The organism is Paenibacillus oceani (genome assembly GCF_014705615.1).
Classification (GTDB): domain Bacteria; phylum Bacillota; class Bacilli; order Paenibacillales; family NBRC-103111; genus Paenibacillus_AB; species Paenibacillus_AB oceani.
This window is the reverse complement of record NZ_JACXJA010000002.1, coordinates 49,125-74,365: the sequence shown is the minus strand read 5'-3', so window position 1 is coordinate 74,365 and position 25,241 is coordinate 49,125. Positions and strand designations below refer to the sequence as shown.

Below are 25,241 nucleotides of genomic sequence, written 5' to 3'. Positions count from 1 at the left end.
GCTAGCCCCGAAGGACTCGCTCGACTTGCATGTATTAGGCACGCCGCCAGCGTTCGTCCTGAGCCAGGATCAAACTCTCCAATAAGGTGCTAGTCCGAAGACCGGCTATTGTTAGAGCTGATTGCTCAAACGTACTGACTTTTGTCGATTGCTCGACTTGTTTTGATCTCTTGCGAGATCGTCACTTGCACGCTCGTTGTTCAGTTTTCAAGGAACAAAATGTTCTTTTGTTTCGTTGTCATCCGTTTTGCGGCGACCTCTTTAATATATCACAGTCGCCTATATCTTTGCAAGCTTTTTTTTGAATCTTTTTTTTGAATGCTTGCTGTCGTTTTTGGCGACAAGGAATAGATTATCATGCTCGTCCCCTTAAGTCAACACCTATTTTTATTTTCTTTGAAACGACCAGCTATCCCCCTTGTATCTCACACAATCTCTCCAAACAAAAAGCGGGCGCATCCCGGCACCCGCTTCGACTATATTTAAATTACTTCCCGAATATACAGCTTCCGTTCGACCGCCAGGTTAATAATCGCCCCGTTCACGTTGACCATCGGACGCGTCGGATTAGCCCGGTCGGTAAAGATGATTTCGCCGACACTGTCGTCGCTCAGACGTACTACAGTCCCGTTATGGAACTGAGTCACTTTATTGATAAAGGTGGATACAACGGTCGGTTCCAGCTTGCCGAACGACTCCTTCTGTACCTGCTCCAGCACCTGATAGGGCGACTCCGCTTTTTTGTAGGCTCTGTGGCTGGTCATCGCGTGAAATATATCGGCGACCGCTATCACTTTGGCATAAGGGTGGATCTTGTCCCCATTGACCGCCATTGGGTAACCGGAGCCGTCCTCCCGTTCATGATGCTGCAGTGCGCACAACTTGGAGCCTTCGTTGAGCGAAGGTATATTTTTGAGAATCGCGTAGCCGTATACGGTATGGCGGCGTACTTCCTCTACTTCCGGCGGGGTCAGCTTTGAAGGCTTGGCCAAAATGGCCGGGTCCACCTTCGCATTGCCGATATCGTGAAGCAGCCCGCCAAGGGCGATCGGCATCCAGTCCTTGCTCTGAAAGCCGTGCCACTTGGCCAGCATATACGAAGTCAGCGCAACCATAATGCTATTGTGGTAAATATAGTCCTCCATATTCAGCATCTTGGGTGTAAACGTCAAAATGTTGTACTGCTGAATTTTGGAGATTAGCTGCTCCAAGCCGGTCCGGATCTCGAGAATCGGAATCATCTGGACGGACGAAGAATCTTTGAACACTTTTTTGAGCAGTTGAACCATCTTGTCATATTCGGCATGAAACTGGACTTGGGTCGAGTCTTCGCTTTTGGCCTCTTCGGCTTTTTCGGGCGACTCCGCCTCCGGCTCTTTGCCTTCGATCATAACCGAAGGAATTAGAAAAGCACGCAGTATATCCAGCTCCCGCGGTGTAACGCTTTGACCTTTTCTGAACAAGAGGCTGCCTGGTTTCGTTAGTACATCCTCGATGATTTTATCGCCAAGCTTCAACTGGGAAACGGGAACGACCGCCATCAAACTTCCCCTGCCTTGCTTATCGGATTATTCAATCGGGTAAAGCTCGCGCTTATTCTCCGTCTTCGGACTCGGAATCCATATCGATCGCCGCTTCTTCGTTTTTCTCCACCCTGGAGACAGTCGCCACTTCATCATCCTCGCGGGTATGAATGAGTCTGACTCCCTGCGTATTCCGTCCCATCGTATTGATGCCGGACATGCTGGTGCGGATAATCGTCCCCGATGCGGTGATGATCATGAGATCTTCTTCGTTTTTGACGACCTTGAGACAGACGACTGGCCCGTTCTTGGACGTAATATTCAACGTTTTGATGCCTTTGCCGCCGCGGGTCTGAATCCGGTATTCTTCCATCGGCGTCCGTTTACCGTACCCTTTGGACGTTACGATCAGCACGTCATCGTTCATATCCACAACGTCCATATCGATAACAGCATCGTTATCGGAGATCGAAATCCCTTTTACGCCGGTTGCGGAACGTCCCATCGGGCGGACATCATCCTCCGGAAAGCGGATCGACATCCCCATTTTCGTTCCCATAATGATTTCCTGCTTGCCGTCCGTCAGCTTCACACCGATCAGATCGTCGTCCTCCCGCAGATGAATCGCGATCAGGCCGGCTTTCCGAATGTTGGAGTAGTCGTCGAGCGGCGTCTTTTTGACAATCCCGTTTTTGGTAGCAAAGAACAAATACTGCTCGGAATCGAAACTTTCGATCGGAATCACTGCATTAACCGTCTCGCCTTGCTCGATCTGGATCAGGTTAATGATAGGGGTCCCGCGGGCGGTACGGCTCAAATCCGGGATTTCGTACGCTTTAAGCCGGTAGGCCTTCCCTTTGTTCGTGAAAAACATCAAATACTGGTGCGTATTCGACACAAACAAATGTTCGACAAAGTCTTTATCTTTCGTATCCATTCCGACGACGCCTTTGCCCCCACGCTTCTGGCTGCGATAAGTCGTAACCGGCAGACGTTTCACATACCCGGAATGGGTGATCGTAATAATCACATCTTCTTGCGGGATCAGATCTTCGTCCTCGATGCTTTCTTCGCCGATCGTAATCTCGCTGCGCCGTTCATCGCTGAACTTCTCCTTAATCTCGCGCATCTCTTCGCTGATGATGGCGAGAATAAGCTGCTCGTCGGCCAAGATCGCTTTGTATTCGGCGATTTTCTGCATCAATTCGGCATACTCCGCTTCGATCTTCTCGCGTTCCAGTCCGGTCAGGCGCTGCAAACGCATATCGAGGATCGCCTGGGCCTGCTCGAGACTCAAGCTGAACCGGTTCATGAGTCCGTCTCTCGCCATCTCGGTCGTACGCGAAGAACGAATTAACGCGATGACCTCATCCAGGTTATCGAGCGCGATCCGCAGCCCTTCGAGAATATGAGCGCGAGCTTCCGCCTTTTTCAAATCGTACTCGGTACGGCGGCGTATAATTTCCTGCTGATGCTTTAAATAATAATAAATCATATCCCGAAGATTCAGCACCTTCGGTTCGCCGTTCACGAGCGCCAGCATAATGATCCCGTAATTGGACTGCATAGGCGTATGCTTGTACAAATTGTTCAGCACAACGTTCGGATTCACATCCCGGCGCAGCTCGATAACAATCCGCATGCCGTTACGGTCGGACTCGTCCCGCAGGTCCGTAATGCCGTCGATTACTTTATCGCGAACCAGCTCAGCAATTTTCTCGACAAGTCTGGCCTTATTTACTTTGTAAGGAATTTCGTAAACGACGATCCGGGCTTTGTTGTTGACTTCCTCGATGTTCACTTTGGCCCGCATCGTGGCCGAGCCGCGGCCGGTCGTGTAAGCCTGACGAATCCCTTCGCGTCCCAAAATGAATGCGCCCGTCGGGAAGTCCGGTCCTTTGATCGCCTGCATCAGCTCCAGTGGCGTCACGTCCGGGTTGTCGATCATCATCTGCACGCCGTCGATGACCTCGCCGAGGTTATGAGGCGGAATACTCGTGGCCATCCCTACCGCGATCCCGTAAGAACCGTTAACGAGCAGGTTCGGATAACGGGAAGGCAGTACCGAAGGCTCTTGCTCTTCGCCGTCGTAGTTCGGTACGAAATCGACCGTCTCTTTCTGCAAATCCCGCAGAAGCTCCATCGATATTTTGGACAGACGGGCTTCCGTATAACGCATAGCGGCTGGAAAATCTCCGTCGACCGAACCGAAGTTGCCGTGACCGTCGACGAGCATGTAGCGTGTAGAGAAATCCTGCGCCAGACCGACCATCGTCTCGTAAACCGCGGAATCACCGTGCGGGTGATATTTCCCGATGACTTCCCCGACGATCCGCGCCGACTTCTTGTACGGTTTATCCGGAGCCATACCGAGCTCGGACATCGCATACAAAATGCGGCGGTGAACCGGCTTCAGCCCATCCCGTACATCCGGCAGAGCACGGCTGACGATGATGCTCATTGCATAATCCATAAACGACGTGCGCATCTCTGTGCCGATGTCGATATCTCTTACTTGCGAATGTTTTTCTTCGGACATGGAAACCTCCTGAAAGCTTCTCTAGCAAATCCAATCTGGCGATGAATTAATAATCCAGGTTTTTCACATACTTGGCATGCTGCTGGATAAAATCTCTGCGCGGTTCGACATTGTCGCCCATCAGTGTATCGAACAACGTATCGGCTTCAATGGCATCTTGAATGCTGACCTGCAGCATCGTACGGCTCTCCGGATCCATCGTCGTCTCCCACAACTGCCCGGGATTCATTTCACCCAAACCTTTGTAGCGCTGAACGTTCACCTTTACGCCTTCGCCGAATTCCTGGATGACCGCATCTCTTTGTTTCTCGTTATAGGCATAACGGATCGTCTTGTTCCGCTCGATCTTGAAAAGGGGCGGTTGAGCGATATATATATAACCGGCTTCGATAATTCTGCGCATGTACCGGTAGAAAAACGTCAGCAGCAGCGTCCGGATATGGGCGCCGTCGACGTCCGCGTCGGTCATGATCACGATTTTGTGGTAACGGGCTTTGGCCAGGTCGAAATCGTCGCCGATTCCTGTGCCGAGTGCCGTAATGATCGCCCGAATCTCCGCATTGGACAAAATTTTATCCAAGCGCGACTTCTCTACGTTGAGAATTTTACCGCGCAGCGGCAGGATCGCTTGGAAATGACGATCGCGGCCCTGCTTGGCCGACCCGCCTGCGGAGTCCCCTTCGACAATGAATACTTCGCTGATCGAAGCGTCCTTGGACGAACAGTCAGCCAGCTTGCCCGGCAGGGAACTGACTTCGAGCGCGCTTTTGCGGCGCGTCAACTCTCTGGCTTTGCGGGCGGCTTCCCGCGCTCTGGCCGCCTGGATGCCTTTCTCCACGATCTTCTTGGCAATCGCCGGATTCTCGTTGAGAAACTCTTCGAACTTGTCCGCAAAAAAAGACTCGACGATACCGCGAACCTCACTGTTGCCGAGCTTCGTCTTCGTCTGCCCTTCAAATTGAGGCTCCGGAATTTTCACCGAAATAATGGCCGTGAGGCCTTCACGTACGTCATCACCGGACAAGTTGGAATCGCTGTCCTTGATCGAATTGGACTTGCGGGCGTAATCGTTCAAGATCCGGGTCAGCGCGCTTTTAAAGCCCGATTCATGCGTTCCGCCCTCGTGGGTGTTGATATTGTTGGCGAACGAATATATGTTCTCGTTATAGCTGTCGTTATATTGCAGCGATATTTCGACGTTGATATTGTCCTTGTTGCCCTCGATGTAGATCGGAGGCTCGTGGACCGCTTGCCTGTTGCGGTTCAGATACTCGACGAAGGAGATAATCCCGCCGTCATATTTATACGTATTCGAGACATCGTTCCGCTCGTCGATGAGCTGAATCTCGATGCCTTTATTCAAAAAAGCGAGCTCCCGGATTCGGGACTGCAGCACATCATAGTCGTATTCCGTCGTCTCGGTAAAAATCTCGGGGTCGGGCTTAAACGTGATCGTCGTTCCCGTCTCGTCGGTATCGCCGACAATTTTCAGATCGTGCTGAGGCGCACCCCGACGAAACTCCTGCAAATGAATGTGTCCGTCGCGCTTTACCTTGGCGATCAGTTGCTCTGATAACGCGTTCACTACGGATACGCCTACTCCGTGCAACCCCCCGGATACTTTGTAGCCTTCTCCGCCGAACTTGCCGCCGGCATGAAGGACGGTCAGGACAACCTCAAGCGTCGACTTTTTCAGCTTCGTATTCTCGCCGACCGGTATTCCCCGGCCGTTATCTATGACGGTAATGCTATTATCTTTGTGAACGATGACCTGGATCGTCGTGCAGTGGCCTGCCAGTGCTTCGTCGATACTGTTATCTACCACTTCCCAAACCAAATGGTGCAGTCCCCGGGTGCTCGTCGACCCGATATACATCCCCGGGCGCTTGCGGACCGCTTCGAGGCCCTCTAGCACCTGGATCTGGCTTTCGTCATATGCGTGTTGGTTGACTGTCATTTGCTTTTGTCACCTACTTCTTTGATTTGAAAATATCTCGACATCGCTCGCCAATAACACATTGGCCCTTTTTTTCAAAGTGGTGGAGGAGATGGGGGAATAGTAGACTTTGGACTTCGTTACGACGAGTGACTTGCATTCCTCTTCACCGATCACTTCGACGTTTCGTTCTTTTTGGGCATGCTGAACAAAGCTTTTCGATATTTTAGAAGACTTCTCGATCGACAGATCGAAAATGGCGATCAGTTCGGACGCGCGTATTATTTTTTCTCCGCCCAAATGAATGAACATGACGAATCAGCTCCCGTTTTTCGCTGTAAGACAGACGTTTATATGCAAAACTACGGCAGGTTCCGGTAATGTCAACGGGTGCGGACTGAGGGGCTATTCCGCGCTAGCAGCAAAAGTCAGAGCAGACTTTGTGGCTTGGAATCGGCTGGCCGGGTGGGGTGCCAGAACGACTTGTCAATTCGCCGTGTAAGGTCTGACAGTGTGCTAGTCGTTGACCAGCTGGCCGTTGCGCACATGAAAAATGGAGGCGTTCCCCAATCGGTTCATCTGTAGGCTTTCTACGCCGGTCGTCGTGATGAACGTTTGCACTTTCGTCTGGAACGTCTCGAGAAGCTGGGTTTGCCGGTAAGTGTCCAATTCGGACAAAACGTCATCAAGCAGGAGAATCGGATATTCGCCCACTTCTTCCTGAATAAATTCGATTTCAGCCAATTTCAGCGATAGAGCCGTCGTCCGCTGCTGGCCTTGAGAGCCGAAGGTTTGTACATCTTTGCCGTTGATAAAGAAGGCCAGATCGTCCCGGTGAGGACCGTACAGCGTTGTGCCGCGGCGAATTTCCTGGTCGGCTGCCTGTGATAACTTTATCATAAATTGTTCAAATAAGACAGTTTCTTCGAAAGTCTCGTCATAGCCGAAAGAGGGATTGTACGCAATCAAGAGCTTCTCTGAGCCGTTCGTAATGCCGTGATGGATCGATTCCGCCCAAATTTGCAGCTTTTTTATAAAGTTTTGACGTTTTTTCATGATTTTAATACCTAGTCTTGCAAGTTGTTCGTTCCAGACGTCCATCATCGTCGCATTCGGAGCTTTATCGCGGAACGACTGCTTCAGCAAATTATTGCGTTGAACAAGCACTTTCTGGTACTGGGACAGGTCATACAAGTAGGACGGCTGTACCTGGCCGATCTCCATGTCAAGGAACCGGCGGCGAATGCCCGGCGACCCTTTGACGATATTCAAATCTTCGGGAGCGAACATCACCACGTTTAGCGAGCCTATGAAATCGCTCAGCTTTCTTTGCTCCAGTCCGTTGACCTTCGCCCGTTTGCCCTGGCCCGTCAGCGTCAGCTCCAGCGTGCAGGGACCGTACTTTTTGTCCAGTTCGCCGTACAGCATTGTACGGTCCGTGCCCCAGCGGATCAATTCCTTGTCCTGATGCGTCCGGTGCGACTTGGTGAGAGCCAGCACGAATATCGCTTCAAGCAGATTGGTTTTCCCTTGGGCGTTCGGACCGACGAACAGGTTGACGGCTCCTTCGGTAGCGAACTCGACGGATTCGTAGTTGCGATAATCGCGCAGCGAAAGCTTTTTCAAGTACAAATAACGTTCCTCCTAGCGGCGGGTCACTACAAAAACGCCGCATCCTTCCACTTGCACCCGGTCGTCCCGGTACAGCTTGCGCCCTCTGCGGTTCTCAGCCACATCATTGACGAGGATGGCGGTTTCGAGCAGGAACGGCTTGGCTTGTCCGCCGGTCGAGATGCAGTCGGCTAATTTTAAAAACTGTCCGAGCGTAATATATTCCGTCGTAATTTCTATCGTTTTCATGATCAGTTCTCCGTTCAGCCCGTAGTCCGGTACGGCATGATCAGATGGAGCATGTTGGAATGGTCCTCAGGCTTCATGATGATCGGCTGCATCGCCCCGCGGAAGCAAATTTGGATATAGTCGCTGTCGATTACTTTTAAGGCGTCAAGCATATATTTGGAGTTGAAAGAAATGCTGAGCAGCTCTCCGGATAAGGTATGAGCGTCGATCTCTTCCTTCACTTTGCCAAGCTCGCTGGAGCTGGAGGAAATTTCGACGGTATTCTCGTCTTTCAGCGTCATTTTGACGATATTCGTCTTTTCTTCCCGGGACAGCAAATAAGCGCGGTCGATCGCATCGGCCAGCTTCCTCGTATCGATGGTCAGCTCGGTCTGGAACGACTGAGGAATGAGCTTGGACGTATCCGGGTATGTGCCGTCGAGCATCCGGGTGTAGAACAGGATCGTATCCATCTTGAACAGCACCTGGTTGTTCGCAACTACGATATCGACCATCATATTTTGATCGGGAAGCAGCTTGTTCAACTCGTTCAGGCTTTTGCCAGCGATCACAATATTTTGGAAATTCAGGCTGTTGTTCGAATCGATATGCGATTCTCTGGAAGCCATCCGCAACCGGTCGCAGGCAATCAGCTTCAGCCTGTCCTGACTGAAATTCCACAGGACGCCTGTGAGGATCGGGGAAGTCTCGCTGGTGGACACCGCAAAAGTCGTCTGGCGGATCATCGCTTTCAGCAGATCGCTGGAGACGTTAAGAACCTCATTTTCCTCGAGTTGAGGCAGAAGCGGATATTCCTCCGGATCGAGTCCGACGATTTGGATTTCGGCGGAGCCGGAACGGATCCAGGTCAGGAAATTTTCTTTGACCTCGATCGTTACATCGCGGGACGGCAACTTTTTGATGATTTCCGTAAAAAATTTGGCCGGCAGAACAACGCTTCCGGGTGTGATGATTTCAACCGCAGCGGTCCCGTCTTTTTCTGGCGGGATGAAGCTTTGAATTGAAATCTCGGTATCGGAGGCGGTTAGCGTGACTCCGTTCGGCTGGACGTCTATTTTGATGCCGGTAAGGATCGGGATTGCCGTCCGGCTGGAGATTGCTTTGGAGACGTGCTGGATCGATTCGTTCAAATCGTCCTTCAAAATGTTCAGTTTCATCAATTTCAACTCCCGGTTCTAAAGGATTCCGCTTGCTGCATAGGATGGAGTACATGACGAATGTCCCCGAAGGCAGGGGAAAGCGGGCCATGCGAATAACGCATGCCTTGTTCCGTATCATTCGCCGAAATACAGGTCTCGGAACTCATTGGGCGAACACGCCCTTTTATTCATAAGTATATATCTTTTATAGTGCACGTAGTAGTAGGCGCCCTGAATATGTGGATAAGTGTCGAAATGACCTGACGGATGAAGCCTATCCACATGTGAATAGATTGTGCATAGGCTTCAAGTTGTCAAGAGGACGGATTTTTAATTTTGTCGGATATCGTCTGAATAATTTTGTACAAGTCCTGATCCTGCTGGACGGCCGAGGCGATTTTCTCATGGGCATGGATAACTGTCGTATGATCGCGGCCGCCGAACGCCTCGCCGATCTTGGGAAGCGAATAGTCGGTCAGCTCGCGCGACAAATACATCGCCACCTGTCTCGGGAAAGCGACGGCTTTCGTCCTTTTGCGCGCTTTGAACTCCTCCAGCTTAAGGTTGTAAAATTCGCCGACCTTCTGCTGGATGTCCTGGATCGTGATCATCTTGGGCCGGCTCGACGGAATGATGTCCTTAAGAGCTTCGGCCGCCAGATGCGTGGTTATGTCCTGATTAATGAGGGAGGAATAGGCGACGACGCGGATCAGCGCGCCTTCGAGCTCCCGGATGTTCGTATCGACCTGATTGGCGATATAGATCATCGCTTCGTTCGGGATATCCAGGTTCTCGGCCTTCGCCTTCTTGCGAAGAATCGCAATACGCGTCTCGAGATCGGGAGGCTGAATGTCCGTGATCAGTCCCCATTCGAAGCGGGAGCGGAGCCGGTCTTCCAGTGTCGGGATCTCTTTAGGCTGGCGGTCGCTCGAAATGATGATCTGTTTCCGTTCCTCGTGCAGCGCATTAAACGTATGGAAAAATTCTTCCTGCGTCCCTTCCTTGCCGGCGAGAAACTGGATATCGTCGATCAGCAGCACGTCGATCGTCCTGTATTTGTTGCGGAAATCTTCGCCGCGGTTGTCGCGGACGGCGTTAATGAACTCGTTCGTAAATTTCTCGGACGAGATATACAGCACGCGCGCTCCGGGGTTATGCTCCATGACATAGTGACCGATCGCATGCATCAGATGCGTCTTGCCGAGCCCTACGCCGCCGTATAGGAACAGCGGATTGTAGGACTTGGCTGGCGCTTCGGCGACGGCCAGCGAAGCGGCGTGAGCGAACCGGTTCCCCGTACCGATGACGAAAGTGTCGAACGTATATTTCGGATTCAGCAAATTGTAGATGCTGCCGTCTTCCAGCGCCGGCGGCTGCCGGACAGGCTGGGGAGCGGGAGTCTGCGCGGGTTTCGCCGCAGGAGCCTCCGTATCTTGCAGCACGAACTTCACTTCGACTTCCCGGCCTGTATATTCGAACACGGTATGGGCAATCATTTTGGCATAACGGCTCTCCAGCCATTCGCGGGCGAAATTGTTCGGAGCGCAGATCGTCAGCTGTGTTTCCGTGAACACGGATGCCTTCGTCGATTTCAGCCAAGTGTCGAAGCTAGGTTTGCTCAATCTTGTTTGGATTACGGACAACACTTGTTGCCATAAATCGTGGGTAGATCCGTCCACAGTTTGTTCACTCCTTATATTCGTTGCCGGTCGGACGCCAAAACAGGCTATAGAAATCATCGCAGGGATGATGTCGAAACTTATCCACATAAGTCGCAAAAGCGGGAAATTTGAAAATATCGAAAGGGGAAAATTGTTCACAAAGTTATCCACAAGCTGTTGATAATCCGAGGGCGATCGAAGACTGTCCACAACCGAAAACAATATCATGATAGCAGAATTGGCGCGTGTTTTCAAACATTATCCACAATATCAATCCCTTGTGCGTAAAAGTTGTCAACAGCACTACATATTGTTTATACGCTGTGTAGAATGCGACAAAATCCGGTTTTGTTCCTTATAAAGTTATGCACAGGTGGACAAACCGACGGCAAACGAGCTTTTGCCGGGCTGTGGATTCGTCGCCGAAAAAGAGGGAGAGAGCCGCACAAAATTTTCAAGTAGCGGCGAATTGACTTTTGGGGGTGGAAGTGATTTAATGGATAGAGGCGTTTTTGGACGACCGGAAGTTTCGAAATCCCAAGGGGAGGTGCGATAGATGGGTCCTACATTTAAACCAAATGTAAGCAAGCGCAAGAAAGTGCACGGCTTTCGCAAAAGAATGAGCACGAAGAACGGCCGCAAAGTATTAAAAGCCCGCCGCCAAAAAGGAAGAAAAGTTATCAGCGCGTAACGGAAGGCCACTTCAAGGTGGTCTTTTCTTTTTATTGCGGCCCTTTGGCGGTTTATTTTCGCGATCAAGTGTGAACGATAGATTCGTATGCGTTTTCGAAACGATGGTGACTGTAGATGGAAAAAGAACTGAGGCTGACCCGCAGGGAAGATTTCAATAAAATATACCGCTACGGCAAATCGGCGGCTAACCAGCAATATGTCGTGTATAGTCTGCCCAATCCGAGAATCGAGAGGTTCCGGATGGGAGTGTCGGTCAGCAAGAAACTGGGGAGCGCGGTTGTGCGCAACCGGATCCGCCGGGTGCTGAAGGAGATCGTTCGTCTGAACGAGCAGAAGATCCGATCCCATTACGACTTTGTCGTGATCGCCAGAAAGCCTGTGGTGGAGATGGATTACCAAGCGATGGAGAAGAGCCTGATGCACGTTCTGAAACGAGCTCAAATGATCCGAAATCCGTCGTAACGAACCGGTCCGGCTTGTGGACAAATTATTTTCTTTGCCGTCCAACATGTGGTATAGTTGAAGTTGGATAGGAGGGCCGTTTCACGTCCGTTTCGGTGCCTTTCCCGAGCTATCCGGACAGGAGATTTCCGCCGGAGCAGCTTAATAGATAAAGATTTTAGGAGGACGTTACTTTTGGCCCGTCGTCGTATACAACTTATGCTGCTCTTTGCGGCTGCACTGCTCGTGCTGTCCGGATGCAGCACCATGTCGCCGCATGACAATCCGATTAACCCGGAGAACGGGATATGGGACCGCTATTTCGTGCATCCGCTTTCTACGTTGCTGGACTGGTTCGCCAACAATATGTGGGGCTCGTACGGCTTGTCCATCCTGGTCGTCACGATTATTATCCGGTTCCTGGTGCTTCCGCTGACGCTGAAGCAATACCGCAGCTCCAAGGCGATGCAAGCGATCCAGCCGGATATGAAGAAGATCAAGGACAAGTACAAGGACGATCCGAAGAAACAGCAGGAAGAAACGATGAAGCTGTTTCAGAAGAACGGCGTCAATCCGCTCGCCGGATGTTTGCCGCTGCTCGTACAGATGCCGATTCTGATTGCGCTGTATAACGCGATCGTTCGTAACGGCGAGATCAGCTCGCACACGTTCCTGTGGATGCAGCTCGGCGCGCCGGACCCGTACTACGTGCTTCCGACGCTAGCGGCCGCGACAACCTGGCTGCAGCAAAAAGTAATGGCTACTCAAATGACGCCGCAGATGCAAAGCCTCATGATCATTTTCCCGATCCTGATCTTTGTCATGTCGATGAACTTTGCTTCGGCTTTGCCGTTGTATTGGGTCTACAGCAACATGTTTACGGTCGTGCAATCTTATTTTCTATACGGTAGATCAAATCAAAAGGGTGGCCTATCGAAATGAAAACAATCGTTGTCACGGGTAAAACGATCGAGGAAGCAATAAAATCCGGACTGGCCCAATGGAATGTACCGCCGGAGAGGGTGAAGACGCAGGTGCTGGAGCAGCCCTCCAAGGGGCTCTTCGGCCTGATCGGCACCAAAGACGCGAAGGTGGAGCTGGAACTGATCCCCGACGCGCTGGAGGAGGCCGTCGCGTTTCTGGAAGACGTCTTTCGGACTATGAGCATCCAAGTGAAAATCGATCGTGAACATACCGATGACGGCGTACAGTTTAATTTGAGCGGCAAGGAACTTGGCATATTGATCGGCAGAAGAGGGCAGACGCTCGATTCGTTGCAATATCTGGTCAATATCGTAGCCAATCGGTATTCGAACTCCCATTTGCGGATCGTGCTGGATGCGGAAAATTTCCGGGGGCGCCGGAAGCAGACGCTGGAGGAGCTGTCGGATCGTCTCGCTAAGCGGGTCATCCGCAGCCGCAAAGAGGTCGTGCTGGAGCCGATGTCTTCGCAGGAACGCAAAGTGATTCACTCTCAGCTGCAAAACCATCCGGATGTCAAGACGTTCAGCAAAGGGGAAGAGCCGAACCGAAGAGTCGTTATCGCACTGAGATAGGAGCGGCGATGGATGACCGACTTGTCGCGCTCCATAGCGCGCGTATTTCATGCAATGACTTCGTGTAAGGCGGGAGTCATTGTTTTTGTTTATTTATCAGAAAATATATCGTGGAAGTGGCTCTAAATCTCGATAACCCCAGCCTTTAAGACGCTGGTAGGCGTTTATCCGGGTCAAGGGAGCAATAGTGGACAGTAAGAAACGACAGCAAGAGAAAGGTGGTGTACGGATATGTTAACGGATACGATAGCGGCTATTGCGACTCCGGCTGGCGAAGGGGGCATTGCCGTGATCCGCGTAAGCGGCCCCGACTCGGTGGAGCTGTCGGATCGCATCTTTTCATTTAAAGGCAAGCTGCAAGACGTTCCGACCCATACGGTTCATTACGGCCATATCGTCCATCCGTCGACCGGAGAGAGGATCGAGGAGGTGCTTGTCACGGTGATGCGGGCGCCTCGTTCCTTTACGATGGAGGACGTCGTGGAGATCAACTGCCATGGGGGCATTATTTCGGTCAAAAAGGTGCTCGATCTCGTCCTGGAGCAAGGTGTGAGGCTGGCGGAGCCCGGCGAATTTACGAAACGGGCTTATCTGAACGGGCGGATTGATCTGACCCAGGCCGAAGCCGTTATCGATCTGATCCGGGCCAAGTCGGACCGGGCATTCAAGATCGCGCTGAAGCAGGTCGAGGGGACGTTATCGAAGCAGGTTAAAGTGCTAAGGCACGGGCTTGTAGAGCTGATGGCGCATATAGAGGTCAATATTGACTATCCGGAGCACGATGTCGAAGAACTCACGAGCAACTATATTCAAGACAAGTGCAGCGAGTCGATTGCGGAGGTCGAGCGGCTACTCCGCACGGCCGAACAGGGGAAGATTCTTCGCGAAGGAATCGTAACGGCGATCGTCGGCAGACCGAACGTAGGCAAGTCTTCCTTATTAAATGCGCTGGCGCAAGAGAACAAGGCGATCGTCACCGATATTCCGGGAACGACGAGAGATGTGATAGAGGAATACGTCAATTTGAACGGAATTCCGCTCAAGCTGCTCGATACCGCAGGTCTCCGCGAAACGGAGGACGTGGTGGAGCGTATTGGTGTGGAGAGGTCGAGAAACGCTCTGACCGACGCCGATCTGATCCTGCTCGTACTGAACCGCAGCGAACCGCTTCATGAGGAAGAATACCGGCTTATCGAGGAAGTCCGGGATAAGCAAAGCATCGCGGTGCTGAACAAGTCGGATTTGCCTCCGACGGCCGATTTATCTTATATAAAGGAAAGGTTTCCGGAAGACCGGATCGTGATGATGTCGGTTAAGGAAAACGAAGGGCTCGACCGGCTCGGGAAAGCGATCGGGGAGTTGTTTTTCGGCGGTCAGCTGGAATCGAACGATATGACGTATGTAAGCAATGTGCGGCATATTCATCTGTTAAAACAGGCGCTGCGCTCGTTAGAGGAAGGCCGGAGCGCCGCCGAGCAGCGGATTCCGATCGATATGATTCAAATCGATATCCGAAGTGCCTGGGAAAGCTTAGGGGAGCTGGTCGGAGACTCCGTAGGCGAGTCGCTGATCGATCAGATCTTCTCCCAGTTCTGTCTCGGAAAGTAATTTATGGATTTTATAAGAAATAGTGGAAGTCAATATAATTTTCAAAGGTAAAGGAGGTTTTCCGTATGAGTTACGATGCAGGCCGGTTCGAGGTGATCGTAATCGGCGCTGGCCATGCTGGATGTGAAGCGGCGCTTGCGGCCGCCCGAATGGGGTGTGAGACGCTGCTGCTGACGATAAATCTCGATATGGTGGCGTTTATGCCATGCAATCCTTCGATCGGAGGGCCGGCCAAAGGCCACGTAGTCCGGGAAATCGATGCGCTCGGCGGCGAGATGGCGCGTAATATCGATAAGACGTTTATTCAGCTGCGGATGCTGAATACGGGGAAAGGACCGGCCGTTCACGCTTTGCGTGCGCAGGCGGATAAATTTTTGTACCAGCATACGATGAAAGAAACGATCGAGCAGCAGGAGCGGCTTACATTGCGGCAAGGCATGGTGGAAGAGCTGATCCTGGAAGACGGTGTATGTGTGGGTGTCGTTACGAAGACGGGGGCGAAATATTTTGCCAAAGCGGTTGTACTGACAACCGGCACCTATTTGCGCGGTAAAGTGATTATGGGCGATCTGATGTACGAAAGCGGCCCGAATAACCAGCAGCCGTCCTTGAAACTGTCTGAGAACTTAAAAGAAATCGGCCTGGAGCTCGTCCGATTCAAAACCGGAACGCCGCCTCGCGTGCAGAAGGAAACGATCGACTTCTCCAAAATGGAAATTCAGCCAGGAGATGAGCAGCCGAAATACTTTTCTTATGAAACGCAGCCGTTTGCCCGTGAGCAGCTCCCTTGCTGGCTGACGTATACGTCGGCGACGACCCACGAGATTATTAACAACAACCTGCACCGCGCGCCGATGTTCTCTGGGGCGATCGAGGGAACGGGGCCTCGGTATTGCCCTTCGATTGAAGACAAAATTGTCCGGTTCAGCGACAAGCCGAAGCACCAAATTTTCCTGGAACCGGAAGGGCGCCATACGTCGGAGTATTATGTGCAAGGTTTATCGACCAGTATGCCGGAAGACGTTCAGCTCAGCATCTTACGATCGGTACCGGGCCTCGAAAATGTAAAAATGATGCGTACCGGCTATGCGATCGAGTACGATGCCGTCGTGCCTACGCAGCTGTGGCCGTCGCTGGAAACGAAGCACGTACCGAGTCTGTTCACCGCAGGCCAGATTAACGGAACGTCGGGTTATGAAGAAGCGGCAGGGCAAGGGATTATGGCCGGAATTAATGCGTCGCGGAAAGTACAAGGGAAGGAACCGGTTATACTGGAGCGTTCGCAAGGATATATCGGGGTCATGATTGACGACCTCGTCACGAAAGGGACGAGCGAGCCTTATCGTCTTCTCACTTCGCGTGCGGAGTACCGGTTGCTGCTTCGTCATGATAATGCGGATTTGCGCCTCACAACGCTCGGCTACGAGATCGGCTTGATCTCTGAAGAGAGATACAAGAAGTTTGAACATAAAAAATCAACCGTAGCTATGGAAATTGATCGTCTTAGGACGACGAAAATACGTCCGGAGCCGCATGTCCAGCAAATGCTGACGGATGCGGGAACGGTTCCGTTAAATAATGCGGTTGAATTAGTTTCGCTGCTTCGTCGTCCGGAAATTTTGTACAGTCACATCGAAACGTTGTCTCCTTCACCGTTTGAATTAAATGAAGAGATGAAGGAGCAAGTCGAGATCCAAATTAAGTATGAAGGATATATCGAGAAGCAGCTGATCCACGTCGAACGGCTAAGCAAAATGGAGAAGAAGAAGCTTCCGGAAGACTTGCCGTATGCCGACATTCACGGTCTTGCGAACGAAGCGAAGCAAAGACTGTCGCAAATTCGCCCGATCTCGATCGGCCAAGCTTCTCGTATATCCGGCGTTACACCTGCCGACATCTCCATTCTGCTTGTCTACATGGAGAACTACAATAAAACTGCTGCAACACGAGGCTGAGGCTGCATATGGATCAAGTACAATCATTTTTCACAGAGCTGCTCGGCCAAAGACAGTTAATTGTAACGGATACGCAGTGGAACCAGTTCGAGATTTACTTTCGTGAACTCGTCTCATGGAATGAGAAGATGAACCTGACAGGGATTACGGAGAGGGAGCAAGTGTTTTTGAAGCATTTTTACGATTCGCTCTCTCTCAGCTTTTATGTGCCATTGACGGACGTTCGCACTTTGGCGGATATCGGTTCCGGCGCCGGCTTTCCGAGCATTCCATTGAAGATTATGTTCCCCCATCTTCAAGTAACTATAGTCGATTCGTTGAACAAACGGATTCAATTTTTAAATCACTTGGTCGATTCGCTTGGTCTGGATCATGTGTGCTGCGTACATGGCCGGGCAGAGGATGAAGCGCAAAAACCGGAGCTACGAGAGCGCTTTGATCTAGTAACCGCCAGAGCGGTAGCGAGGATGAACGTTCTGAACGAATTTTGTCTACCCTTTGTCAAGCAAGGCGGAATGTTTGCTGCAATGAAAGGATCGGACCCCGGAGACGAATTGCTAGAAGCGAAGTATAGTCTGAAAGAGCTTCGCGGAGAGGTGGAGGCGAATTATCGTTTCGAGCTTCCTGTCGAGCAGTCGCTCAGACATATCATTGTCATTCGTAAGCTGGCGGCGACTCCGAGGAAATATCCTCGCAAAGCGGGGACACCTTTAAAGCAACCTTTAGTTGGGAAAGTTTAGACTCATTCGGCACGCCACAGGGCACATTGTTCCACGTGAAACATTTGCAAATGTTTCCGATTTGAAGGCAGGAATATGGCTGCTTCTGGAGAATTATTATAGTAGATGTAAAATTGAAACAGGGTAGTGAAGCCTCAATCCGTCCAAGCTATCGATCCTCATTTGTTAGAGTAGCTTGTAAAGGAATCGACAGGAAGAGGCTTCCTAAAGTGATGGGTAAACCAGGGTGTTCTTATTGAATTGTCGTCTTGTGTGGATCAAAAGCTCAGAGGAGAATCTTCGTGTTACGTACGGCTAGTATGTAAAGTGAACGGTTGGATTTTGGGATGTGAATGAAGTGTCGTTAGTTATCCGTCAGCTTTGCGTCATATCTTAGTTTCATGGAACGATCAATAGTTCTGCTTCTATACATAAAGGGTCGAATCATAGAACGACATCGCGGCAGCCGCTCGATCTGGACGGTGTACCCTCGGTCTATGCGTTCATTGCATGGAAAGGAATAGGGTGATTGGTTTCCATATGAAAGAACAATTTTCCAAACTATTCGGATTCTCGGATCGTACGAACCAGGAGGAAGTCAAAAACATCTCGGTTCATGAAATTGTGCCGAGTCCTTATCAGCCGAGAACCATTTTTGATGACGAACGCATCGATGAGTTGTGTCAAACGATTAAAACTCACGGCGTTATTCAGCCTATCGTCGTACGAGTCCGGAACCAAAAGTTTGAAATCATAGCTGGTGAACGCAGGTGGCGTGCGGTCCGCAAGCTTGGTATGGACACAGTTCCCGCTATCGTACGAGAATTTAACGACGCTCAAGCGGCTTCAATCGCACTCATAGAAAATTTGCAGCGGGAAGGCCTTACCTCGATTGAAGAGGCTGTGGCCTACCAGCAATTAATGGAGATTCACGGCTTGACGCAGGAAAGCTTAGCTCAGCGATTAGGGAAGAGTCAGTCTACCATTGCGAATAAAATTCGGCTGCTCAACCTAAGCGAACCGATCAAGCAGGCGCTTTTGGAACGGAAAATTACCGAGAGACATGCCCGGGCTTTGCTTGCTCTAGATACAGAAGAGTTGCAAATGAAAGTTCTGGATGACATCATTACGAAAGAATTAAACGTGAAACAGACAGAGGCGCGGGTTAATTTCTACAAAGAAGCCGCGGCTATAAAGAAAAGCAAGCGTGTATCGTTCTCCAAAGATATTCGGCTAGCCTTAAATACGATTCGGCAATCGGTAGAGATGGTGGCTGGTTCTGGCCTGCAGATTAGAACTGATGAGAAGGATCATGACGATCATTACGAATTCATTATCCGCATCCCCAAAAAACATTAGCTATGGCTAAGAAATAACATAGATGAAACACTTCGACTGTAGGCTCCATATGTTGGGGCTTTTCTTTTTTAGCTTTTATTGGTTCCGGCACATGAGCGGGGCTGAGGCAAGAGGCTAAAGGGGAGGAAGAGGAACGCTTCTGTCGTGGTTATAGAGGATGGCTATTTTACGCTAAGCTATTCATCGAAAGTAAGTGATATTTGGGTTTTATCGTGGATTTTATGTGCACAAACCGACATTTTTCTGCGAATTCTATGAGAAAGAAGCTTTCGCCTGCTGGGTCAACGTGGTATGATAAAAGATAGGCTTGCTTTGTAATTATCGTTTTTTTGTAAACGATAGTTTGGTTGTTAATAAGGAATTTGTTGGGTTTTGAGTTATTATATTGATCGGATGAAGTTGCAATCAATCACGATGACTCTATGTGGTATGGATATCTTTTTATTCGTTATATAATCTGAAACTTCCATCGCGTGAATCGGTGCGTTCTGTAGAATCTTGTGTAGGGTAGATGGCTTGAATTGTTGGATAAGTGTCTGCACTTTGAAGTATTGTTGGGTTAATACATTCAGTTCGATTCTGCTTTCATAAGAAACTATACATAACGGTTTTCGGAGCGTTGTGTTCGTGGAACGGAATTCACGGCATTGCTGTGGATGGATTATTGATTGAGGTGAACATGTTGGCTAAAATAATAGCTGTTACAAATCAGAAGGGCGGAGTCGGGAAGACGACGACTTCCGTCAATCTGGGTGCCTGCTTGGCCATGCTGGGCAAACGAGTATTACTTGTAGATATCGATCCGCAGGGCAATACGACTAGCGGGATTGGAATCAATAAAGCGGATGTCGTGCACTGCATTTACGATGTAATCATTAATGATGTCCATCCGAAGGACGCAATTGCAGATACGGCTATACCGAATCTGAAGATAATCCCTGCAACGATTCAGCTCGCAGGTGCGGAGATCGAGCTTGTCCCGACGATCTCTAGGGAAGTGCGGTTGAAGAAATCGCTTCATCTGGTCAATCATATGTTTGATTACATTTTGATCGACTGTCCCCCATCGTTGGGTATTTTAACAATTAACTCTTTGACTGCAGCCGACTCGGTGATCATTCCGATCCAATGCGAGTATTATGCGCTCGAAGGGCTTAGCCAACTGTTGAATACCGTTCGCCTGGTGCAAAAACATCTCAATACGACGCTGCAGATTGAGGGCGTTTTACTGACGATGTTTGACGCCAGAACGAATCTGGGAATTCAAGTTATCGAGGAAGTGAAGAAATATTTTCAGCAAAAAGTGTATCAAACGATTATCCCTCGTAATGTGAGGTTGAGTGAAGCGCCCAGTCATGGGGAATCCATCATAACGTACGATCCGCGCTCCAAAGGCGCGGAAGTTTATATGGAATTGGCGAAGGAAGTGATCTCCTATGAGTAAACGACTCGGTAAAGGATTAGATGCTCTTATTCCGTCACTTCATGTAAATGAAGATGATAAAGTGATCGAAATTCCTTTGAAAGAGCTTCGTCCGAACCCTTACCAACCACGCAAAAATTTCAATGAAGATTCCATCAGTGAATTGGCTCAATCGATTAAGGAACATGGTGTTATTCAACCGATTATCGTTCGAATCGTCTTAAGAGGATACGAGATCATAGCAGGGGAAAGACGATTCCGCGCTTCCCAGCAATGCGGTCTGGAGAAAATCCCTGCAGTCGTTCGCAAGTTTACCGATCAGCAAGTTATGGAGATTGCACTTATTGAAAATGTGCAGCGTGAAGATTTGAATGCGATCGAGATTGCGAATGCGTATCAAGCACTAGTCGACCAATTCCAGTACACTCAGGAAGAGTTGTCGGTGAAAGTCGGCAAGAGCCGCTCTCATATTGCTAACTTTTTGCGGTTGCTGCAGTTGTCTGAAGAAGTTAAACAACATGTTTCACGTGGAACATTATCGATGGGTCACGCCAGAGCGATCGTAGGAGTCAAGGATGATAAGCTGAAAAAAGAGCTGGCAAACTTGACGATTAAGAACGAGTGGAGTGTTCGCTTTCTCGAGGATTATATCAAGCAGATGGAAGACGAGAAGCAGCCTCAAAAAGCAAAAACCAAAGAAAAGAGGAAAGACCCGTACATCAACCAGGTAGAGGAAACGCTGCGGGACCGCTACCGGACTACTGTAAAAATTAAGCATCAAAACGATAAAGGAAAAATTGAACTGCTTTATTATTCGAAGGATGATTTGGAACGGTTGCTGGAGCTGCTTCAGGGGAAAATAAGCTAAAGATAGTAAGGGCCAGAGCATACCAAAGATGTATCCCAACCTGGGGTCATGATGAGGTATGCTTTTTGGACTGAAAAACGAAATTTTTGTGCAAAGGGAGGAGAAACGATGGATATTAAATATTTCGATCATGCTGCATCGTCTTGGCCCAAGCCGCCTGCCGTATGGGAAGCAATGAACCGATGCTTGCTGGAAGCGTCGGCCAATCCGGGACGTGGAAGCCATCAGATGGCCGTCAAAGCCAGTCGTGTGTTGTTCGAAACGAGAAGCACTTTAGCCAAACTGTTTCAGATCAAAAATCCGAACGATATCAGCTATGCTTTAAATACGACGATGGCACTCAACCAGGCGATCAAAGGATACGTCAAAGAAGGAGATCATGTAATTTGCACCAATGTGGAACATAACTCGGTTAGAAGACCTCTGGAATATTTGAAGCAGCGCTACCGGGTACAAGTAACTTATGTTGAAGCGGATGTAACGGGGCAGATCAATGTTCAAAATGTGATTCAAGCCATTCAATCCAATACGACGCTGGTCGTATGTAACCATAGCTCCAATCTGCTAGGGACGATTTTGCCGGTTGAGCAAATCGCAGAAGCGATCAAGGGGAGAGGAATTAAGCTGCTCGTTGACGCCGCTCAGACGGCCGGGATTATCCCTTTAGACGTACAGCGGATGGGAATCGATATGTTAGCCTTTCCAGGCCATAAAGGGCTGCTAGGCCCTCAGGGAACGGGGGGGCTCTATCTCCATCCGGAGCTTGAATTGGAACCGCTGCTTCACGGAGGTACGGGCAGCCAATCGGAGGAAATCAATCAGCCGAGCGTGCGTCCCGACCGATACGAAGCAGGAACGCCCAATACGGTAGGAATCGCCGGTCTGAGGGAAGGAGTCAAATTATTACTGAATGAGGGAGTCGAGGCGATCCATACTAAAGAATGGCGGCAAATTCAAACACTGATGGAAGGGCTGCAATCGATCGAGGGGCTCAAGCTGCTAGGTCCGGCTATCGGCGAACCTAAAACCGGAATAGCCGCATTCGTGCTTGATAAGGCCGATTGCTCGGAAGTCGCGTTTATCCTGGATCAAAGTTTTGGCATTGCGGTACGTTCGGGTTATCATTGTACACCGTTGGCTCATGAGGCCGCAGGCTCTAAAGGAACAGGAGCGGTACGAGCAAGCATCGGTTATTATACGACAGATGGCGAAATCAACGATTTTGTTGCAGCTATGCGAGAGATCGCGAAGCACTACAAGCAGATGGAATAAACCAAAACAGATTTGGGTTCCTTATGGGAAAGCATAAATGTTGGTTAAATCGGGGATAAGCTTGCAGGTGCTAATTGAAGGGAAGAGACGAGATAAAGAACATTTCCCGAATTTCGCAGATTCGCAGCGGATAATCACTTTGGAGCAGTAAAAGGGGAGTTAACGCACCAATAAAGTTCAGAAAGGAACAAAAGCATGAACGAATGGCTGAATTCGCTGCAACCGTCCGTATTACTCGCACTAATGCTCTTGATCACGATCTTGTTCTTCGTATTCGTCATCGTGCTTTCGGCAAAGTTAAAGAAGCTCAGAAAAACATATACGAAAATGATGAGCGGACTTCAAGTAACGAATGTGGAAGAAGCGCTGTTGCAGGTGCAAGAGAGAATCGACAAGTTAACCGAAGTAAGCGACAGCAATCAAAATCGGCTCCAATCGATCGAGGAAGCATTAAAGTCGATGAAAGCGCACGTGGGCGTTTACCGGTACAATGCATTCGGCGATCTGGGAGCCGAAATGAGTTTTTCCGTAGCCATCCTAAGCGAGCGTCAGGACGGGGTTGTGCTGACTGGCATACATAACCGGGACGACACATTTATGTACGCTAAACCGATTACGGCAGGGCAATCTCAATATAGACTGACTCCTGAAGAGGAAGAAGCGATTAGTCGATGTTCGGCACTTGAGCGGAAGTAATCCGTCTCGCAATGAGAAGTGAACGGAAGATGGAGCGTGAAATGATCTCGGACATGTTCATGACTACGCTGAGACGAGTATTTTGGAGAACGAAATATTCCATAAAGCCGCCGACGTTAACAATGCCCGTAATGTGCATATCCCCAACCGGGGGAAGCTCTTTCTGAACTCCGGCACCAGGCTTCACCGGACCGTCCGCCACCGTAATACAGCCGACGCTGGACACCTGACCGAGGCATGCATCCAGAGCAACGACGAACGGAGAGTCGTACAGACGATCGATCTCTGCGATCGTATCGGCTAAATTCATCGCATGTACCGGTTCGTCGAGAGTACCGAATAGGTGTAGACCGCTATAATGATATTTGCGAAGCTGAGTGCCGATTAGAGGCCCGAGCGAATCGCCGGTTGAGCGGTCAGTGCCGATACAGACGAAAACAATTTGCCGACGGGAAGGGACTTGGGTAAAATACTGGTATAGCCGCTGTGTCAGTGCCTCGACCACGTTTGCATCGCTGTAATTAAAACGGGTTGAGGCCGTATCGGTTTTGTTTAGAAAGCCGAGTGGAAATTTCATGAGTGCTCCTCCTGACAAGCGTAATAGTTGAGGATAATGACAAGGACAAGCTTAATCAGAGCAGTCCGCGGCACAATATGCGAAGTGAAGGTTTCATGATGTTGATGGAGCCGGCGTTCCACTATGTTAAAGACATATGGCTGCCAAATCTCTCGTAAACGGTAAGTTCTGGTTTTCTTCCTAGTATACGAATATGAGAGCTTGTTTATACGTTGGAATCGAGAGAATCGGACAAACATTTTCGGGTCATCCGGCCGGAGGTATACATATGGAAACGATGCTGATCGCATTCGACTCGACCCAGCAGGCACTCCGGACGGAGATGCTGCTGGAGTATGCGGATGTAGAGATTGACATAAGGCCAACCCCCAAGCAAATCACGGCGGGCTGCGCTTTATCGATTGAATTTCCGGGTGAGCACTATGAGCAAGTAAAGTCGATCATCCAAAGCGAAAAGGTAGAAATTCGCGGAATTTTCAGACAAATAAATGAAACGTATGAATTGATGGACGGAGCGAATCCGTAAAAGGGAGAGAGTGCGGATGCAGGGCGAACCTATCATGGCGCTTCTGTTAAAGATCGGCGGCTGGGAACAAATTAAGCGGGAGACGTGGGATTATATCGTTAGCCCCGCTAACTGGACCGTTTGGCTGACGATAGCGATAAAAGTATTGGTGATTTACGCAGCTGGCCGGACGGTGACGGCCATTACAAGACGGGCTGTCGCTCATATGGTAAGGGAAAGAGAAAAAAGCCCGCTTAAGTTCGATCCGAGAAGGACGAATACGATCGGCAGACTCATCGGAAATGTAATCACCTATACGGTAAATTTCTTTGTTATCATTCTCATCTTGTCCCAATTCGGATTCAATCTTGCTCCGATCCTGGCCGGCGCCGGAGTTCTCGGTCTTGCTATCGGGTTCGGCGCGCAAAGTTTGGTCAAAGATGTAATTACCGGCTTTTTCATTATTTTCGAGGATCAGTTCGCAGTAGGAGACGTGATTCAGACCGGAGCCAATAAAGGAACGGTCGAAGAAATCGGCATTCGCGTAACCCGGCTGCGCAGCGCCAGCGGAGAAATTCATATTATTCCGAACGGACTCATAACCCAAGTGACGAACTTCTCTACGCATAATTCCTTAGCGATTCTCGATGTAACCGTAGCCTACGATACGGACTTGGAGAAAGCGATGGAGATTACGAAGGATACGGCCAAAGAGGTGTATCATCATAGCGACCTGATTGTGAAGGAACCGGTCATTCTCGGCGTTCAAGCGGTAACGAATACGGACGTAACGATGCGTATAACGGCGGAATGCCGCCCTAACGCCCAACCGGAAGTTATACGGCTGCTGAATATGGAGCTGATGCGTTCACTAGAGCAGCATGGTCTGAAGAAGATCGGATAAAGCGCAG

At 50.0% G+C, this 25,241-nt stretch carries 23 protein-coding genes and 1 rRNA gene; 14 read left to right on the top strand and 10 right to left on the bottom strand.

Annotated elements, in window-relative coordinates; all coding sequences use genetic code 11:
• From IDH45_RS01860 to dnaA, 9 genes are all read right to left on the bottom strand, one after another.
• Window positions 1-85 (bottom strand): 16S ribosomal RNA (locus IDH45_RS01860); the annotation flags it as partial.
• A gap of 397 nt (window positions 86-482) precedes the next feature.
• Window positions 483-1,541, bottom strand: a complete 1,059-nt coding sequence (locus tag IDH45_RS01855) for an HD-GYP domain-containing protein (protein WP_190924121.1) — start codon at window positions 1,539-1,541, stop codon at window positions 483-485.
• A 52-nt stretch (window positions 1,542-1,593) separates the two neighbouring features.
• Window positions 1,594-4,062, bottom strand: a complete 2,469-nt coding sequence (gyrA, locus tag IDH45_RS01850; RefSeq protein WP_190924120.1) for a DNA gyrase subunit A — start codon at window positions 4,060-4,062, stop codon at window positions 1,594-1,596.
• 46 nt (window positions 4,063-4,108) lie between these two features.
• On the bottom strand, window positions 4,109-6,019 hold the full coding sequence (gene gyrB, locus IDH45_RS01845) for a DNA topoisomerase (ATP-hydrolyzing) subunit B (RefSeq protein ID WP_190924118.1): 1,911 nt from the start codon (window positions 6,017-6,019) through the stop codon (window positions 4,109-4,111).
• Window positions 6,020-6,028: 9 nt separating this feature from the next.
• On the bottom strand, window positions 6,029-6,310 hold the full coding sequence (gene remB / locus IDH45_RS01840; protein ID WP_190924117.1) for an extracellular matrix regulator RemB: 282 nt from the start codon (window positions 6,308-6,310) through the stop codon (window positions 6,029-6,031).
• Window positions 6,311-6,514: 204 nt separating this feature from the next.
• Window positions 6,515-7,630 carry a DNA replication/repair protein RecF gene (recF, locus tag IDH45_RS01835; RefSeq protein WP_190924115.1) on the bottom strand — a complete coding sequence of 372 codons (1,116 nt, stop codon included), beginning with the start codon at window positions 7,628-7,630 and terminating at the stop codon, window positions 6,515-6,517.
• A 12-nt stretch (window positions 7,631-7,642) separates the two neighbouring features.
• The gene (gene yaaA, locus IDH45_RS01830) at window positions 7,643-7,858 is read right to left on the bottom strand and encodes a S4 domain-containing protein YaaA (protein ID WP_223836307.1); all 216 of its coding nucleotides are present in this window, start codon (window positions 7,856-7,858) and stop codon (window positions 7,643-7,645) included.
• Window positions 7,859-7,872: 14 nt separating this feature from the next.
• Complete coding sequence (gene dnaN / locus IDH45_RS01825; protein WP_190924113.1) at window positions 7,873-9,015, bottom strand: DNA polymerase III subunit beta; 1,143 nt, start codon at window positions 9,013-9,015, stop codon at window positions 7,873-7,875.
• Between the two features lie 296 nt (window positions 9,016-9,311).
• Complete coding sequence (gene dnaA / locus IDH45_RS01820) at window positions 9,312-10,676, bottom strand: chromosomal replication initiator protein DnaA (protein ID WP_317891120.1); 1,365 nt, start codon at window positions 10,674-10,676, stop codon at window positions 9,312-9,314.
• Window positions 10,677-11,214: 538 nt separating this feature from the next.
• On the opposite strand from dnaA, the gene rpmH reads away from it, so the two are divergent.
• From rpmH to IDH45_RS01760, 12 genes are all read left to right on the top strand, one after another.
• The gene (rpmH, locus tag IDH45_RS01815; RefSeq protein ID WP_110841751.1) at window positions 11,215-11,349 is read left to right on the top strand and encodes a 50S ribosomal protein L34; all 135 of its coding nucleotides are present in this window, start codon (window positions 11,215-11,217) and stop codon (window positions 11,347-11,349) included.
• Between the two features lie 116 nt (window positions 11,350-11,465).
• Window positions 11,466-11,813 carry a ribonuclease P protein component gene (rnpA, locus tag IDH45_RS01810; RefSeq protein WP_190924109.1) on the top strand — a complete coding sequence of 116 codons (348 nt, stop codon included), beginning with the start codon at window positions 11,466-11,468 and terminating at the stop codon, window positions 11,811-11,813.
• Between the two features lie 198 nt (window positions 11,814-12,011).
• Window positions 12,012-12,734 carry a membrane protein insertase YidC gene (yidC, locus tag IDH45_RS01805; RefSeq protein ID WP_190924127.1) on the top strand — a complete coding sequence of 241 codons (723 nt, stop codon included), beginning with the start codon at window positions 12,012-12,014 and terminating at the stop codon, window positions 12,732-12,734.
• Window positions 12,731-13,348, top strand: a complete 618-nt coding sequence (gene jag, locus IDH45_RS01800) for an RNA-binding cell elongation regulator Jag/EloR (RefSeq protein WP_190924107.1) — start codon at window positions 12,731-12,733, stop codon at window positions 13,346-13,348. Before yidC ends, jag begins: the two co-directional genes overlap by 4 nt.
• Window positions 13,349-13,579: 231 nt before the next feature.
• Entirely contained in the window at window positions 13,580-14,956 is a 1,377-nt protein-coding gene (gene mnmE, locus IDH45_RS01795) for a tRNA uridine-5-carboxymethylaminomethyl(34) synthesis GTPase MnmE (RefSeq protein WP_190924105.1), read from the top strand.
• A gap of 65 nt (window positions 14,957-15,021) precedes the next feature.
• Window positions 15,022-16,911: a tRNA uridine-5-carboxymethylaminomethyl(34) synthesis enzyme MnmG gene (mnmG, locus tag IDH45_RS01790; RefSeq protein ID WP_190924103.1), complete on the top strand. Its 1,890-nt coding sequence runs from the start codon at window positions 15,022-15,024 to the stop codon at window positions 16,909-16,911.
• An 8-nt stretch (window positions 16,912-16,919) separates the two neighbouring features.
• The gene (gene rsmG / locus IDH45_RS01785) at window positions 16,920-17,651 is read left to right on the top strand and encodes a 16S rRNA (guanine(527)-N(7))-methyltransferase RsmG (protein WP_190924101.1); all 732 of its coding nucleotides are present in this window, start codon (window positions 16,920-16,922) and stop codon (window positions 17,649-17,651) included.
• Between the two features lie 519 nt (window positions 17,652-18,170).
• A complete protein-coding gene (gene noc / locus IDH45_RS01780) occupies window positions 18,171-18,989 on the top strand; it encodes a nucleoid occlusion protein (RefSeq protein ID WP_190924099.1) in 819 nt (272 codons plus the stop codon).
• A 682-nt stretch (window positions 18,990-19,671) separates the two neighbouring features.
• On the top strand, window positions 19,672-20,433 hold the full coding sequence (locus IDH45_RS01775; RefSeq protein WP_190924097.1) for a ParA family protein: 762 nt from the start codon (window positions 19,672-19,674) through the stop codon (window positions 20,431-20,433).
• On the top strand, window positions 20,426-21,280 hold the full coding sequence (locus tag IDH45_RS01770) for a ParB/RepB/Spo0J family partition protein (RefSeq protein ID WP_190924095.1): 855 nt from the start codon (window positions 20,426-20,428) through the stop codon (window positions 21,278-21,280). Before IDH45_RS01775 ends, IDH45_RS01770 begins: the two co-directional genes overlap by 8 nt.
• A 108-nt stretch (window positions 21,281-21,388) precedes the next feature.
• Entirely contained in the window at window positions 21,389-22,552 is a 1,164-nt protein-coding gene (locus tag IDH45_RS01765; RefSeq protein WP_190924093.1) for an aminotransferase class V-fold PLP-dependent enzyme, read from the top strand.
• A 195-nt stretch (window positions 22,553-22,747) separates the two neighbouring features.
• Window positions 22,748-23,248: a DUF4446 family protein gene (locus tag IDH45_RS01760; RefSeq protein WP_190924091.1), complete on the top strand. Its 501-nt coding sequence runs from the start codon at window positions 22,748-22,750 to the stop codon at window positions 23,246-23,248.
• On the opposite strand, the gene yyaC is transcribed toward IDH45_RS01760, so the two are convergent.
• Complete coding sequence (gene yyaC / locus IDH45_RS01755; protein ID WP_190924089.1) at window positions 23,217-23,825, bottom strand: spore protease YyaC; 609 nt, start codon at window positions 23,823-23,825, stop codon at window positions 23,217-23,219. The genes IDH45_RS01760 and yyaC overlap by 32 nt on opposite strands.
• Before the next feature lie 268 nt (window positions 23,826-24,093).
• Here yyaC and IDH45_RS01750 point away from each other — a divergent pair, with 268 nt between their 5' ends.
• Both IDH45_RS01750 and IDH45_RS01745 read left to right on the top strand, forming a co-directional pair.
• A complete protein-coding gene (locus tag IDH45_RS01750; protein ID WP_190924087.1) occupies window positions 24,094-24,351 on the top strand; it encodes a DUF3343 domain-containing protein in 258 nt (85 codons plus the stop codon).
• A 16-nt stretch (window positions 24,352-24,367) separates the two neighbouring features.
• Window positions 24,368-25,234 carry a mechanosensitive ion channel family protein gene (locus tag IDH45_RS01745; protein WP_223836305.1) on the top strand — a complete coding sequence of 289 codons (867 nt, stop codon included), beginning with the start codon at window positions 24,368-24,370 and terminating at the stop codon, window positions 25,232-25,234.
• Window positions 25,235-25,241 lie beyond the last annotated feature (7 nt).

Excerpts from the sequence above, each read along its gene's own strand:
- IDH45_RS01760 (WP_190924091.1), top strand. The coding sequence starts at position 22,748 with ATGAACGAATGGCTGAATTCGCTGCAACCGTCCGTATTACTCGCACTA.
- IDH45_RS01770 (WP_190924095.1), top strand. The coding sequence starts at position 20,426 with ATGAGTAAACGACTCGGTAAAGGATTAGATGCTCTTATTCCGTCACTT.
- IDH45_RS01765 (WP_190924093.1), top strand. The coding sequence starts at position 21,389 with ATGGATATTAAATATTTCGATCATGCTGCATCGTCTTGGCCCAAGCCG.
- rsmG (WP_190924101.1), top strand. The coding sequence starts at position 16,920 with ATGGATCAAGTACAATCATTTTTCACAGAGCTGCTCGGCCAAAGACAG.
- mnmE (WP_190924105.1), top strand. The coding sequence starts at position 13,580 with ATGTTAACGGATACGATAGCGGCTATTGCGACTCCGGCTGGCGAAGGG.
- gyrB (WP_190924118.1), bottom strand. The coding sequence starts at position 6,019 with ATGACAGTCAACCAACACGCATATGACGAAAGCCAGATCCAGGTGCTA.
- yyaC (WP_190924089.1), bottom strand. The coding sequence starts at position 23,825 with ATGAAATTTCCACTCGGCTTTCTAAACAAAACCGATACGGCCTCAACC.
- dnaN (WP_190924113.1), bottom strand. The coding sequence starts at position 9,015 with ATGAAACTGAACATTTTGAAGGACGATTTGAACGAATCGATCCAGCAC.
- yaaA (WP_223836307.1), bottom strand. The coding sequence starts at position 7,858 with ATGAAAACGATAGAAATTACGACGGAATATATTACGCTCGGACAGTTT.
- rpmH (WP_110841751.1), top strand. The coding sequence starts at position 11,215 with ATGGGTCCTACATTTAAACCAAATGTAAGCAAGCGCAAGAAAGTGCAC.
- IDH45_RS01745 (WP_223836305.1), top strand. The coding sequence starts at position 24,368 with ATGCAGGGCGAACCTATCATGGCGCTTCTGTTAAAGATCGGCGGCTGG.
- rnpA (WP_190924109.1), top strand. The coding sequence starts at position 11,466 with ATGGAAAAAGAACTGAGGCTGACCCGCAGGGAAGATTTCAATAAAATA.
- yidC (WP_190924127.1), top strand. The coding sequence starts at position 12,012 with ATGCTGCTCTTTGCGGCTGCACTGCTCGTGCTGTCCGGATGCAGCACC.
- IDH45_RS01750 (WP_190924087.1), top strand. The coding sequence starts at position 24,094 with ATGGAAACGATGCTGATCGCATTCGACTCGACCCAGCAGGCACTCCGG.
- noc (WP_190924099.1), top strand. The coding sequence starts at position 18,171 with ATGAAAGAACAATTTTCCAAACTATTCGGATTCTCGGATCGTACGAAC.
- IDH45_RS01855 (WP_190924121.1), bottom strand. The coding sequence starts at position 1,541 with ATGGCGGTCGTTCCCGTTTCCCAGTTGAAGCTTGGCGATAAAATCATC.
- jag (WP_190924107.1), top strand. The coding sequence starts at position 12,731 with ATGAAAACAATCGTTGTCACGGGTAAAACGATCGAGGAAGCAATAAAA.
- gyrA (WP_190924120.1), bottom strand. The coding sequence starts at position 4,062 with ATGTCCGAAGAAAAACATTCGCAAGTAAGAGATATCGACATCGGCACA.
- mnmG (WP_190924103.1), top strand. The coding sequence starts at position 15,022 with ATGAGTTACGATGCAGGCCGGTTCGAGGTGATCGTAATCGGCGCTGGC.
- remB (WP_190924117.1), bottom strand. The coding sequence starts at position 6,310 with ATGTTCATTCATTTGGGCGGAGAAAAAATAATACGCGCGTCCGAACTG.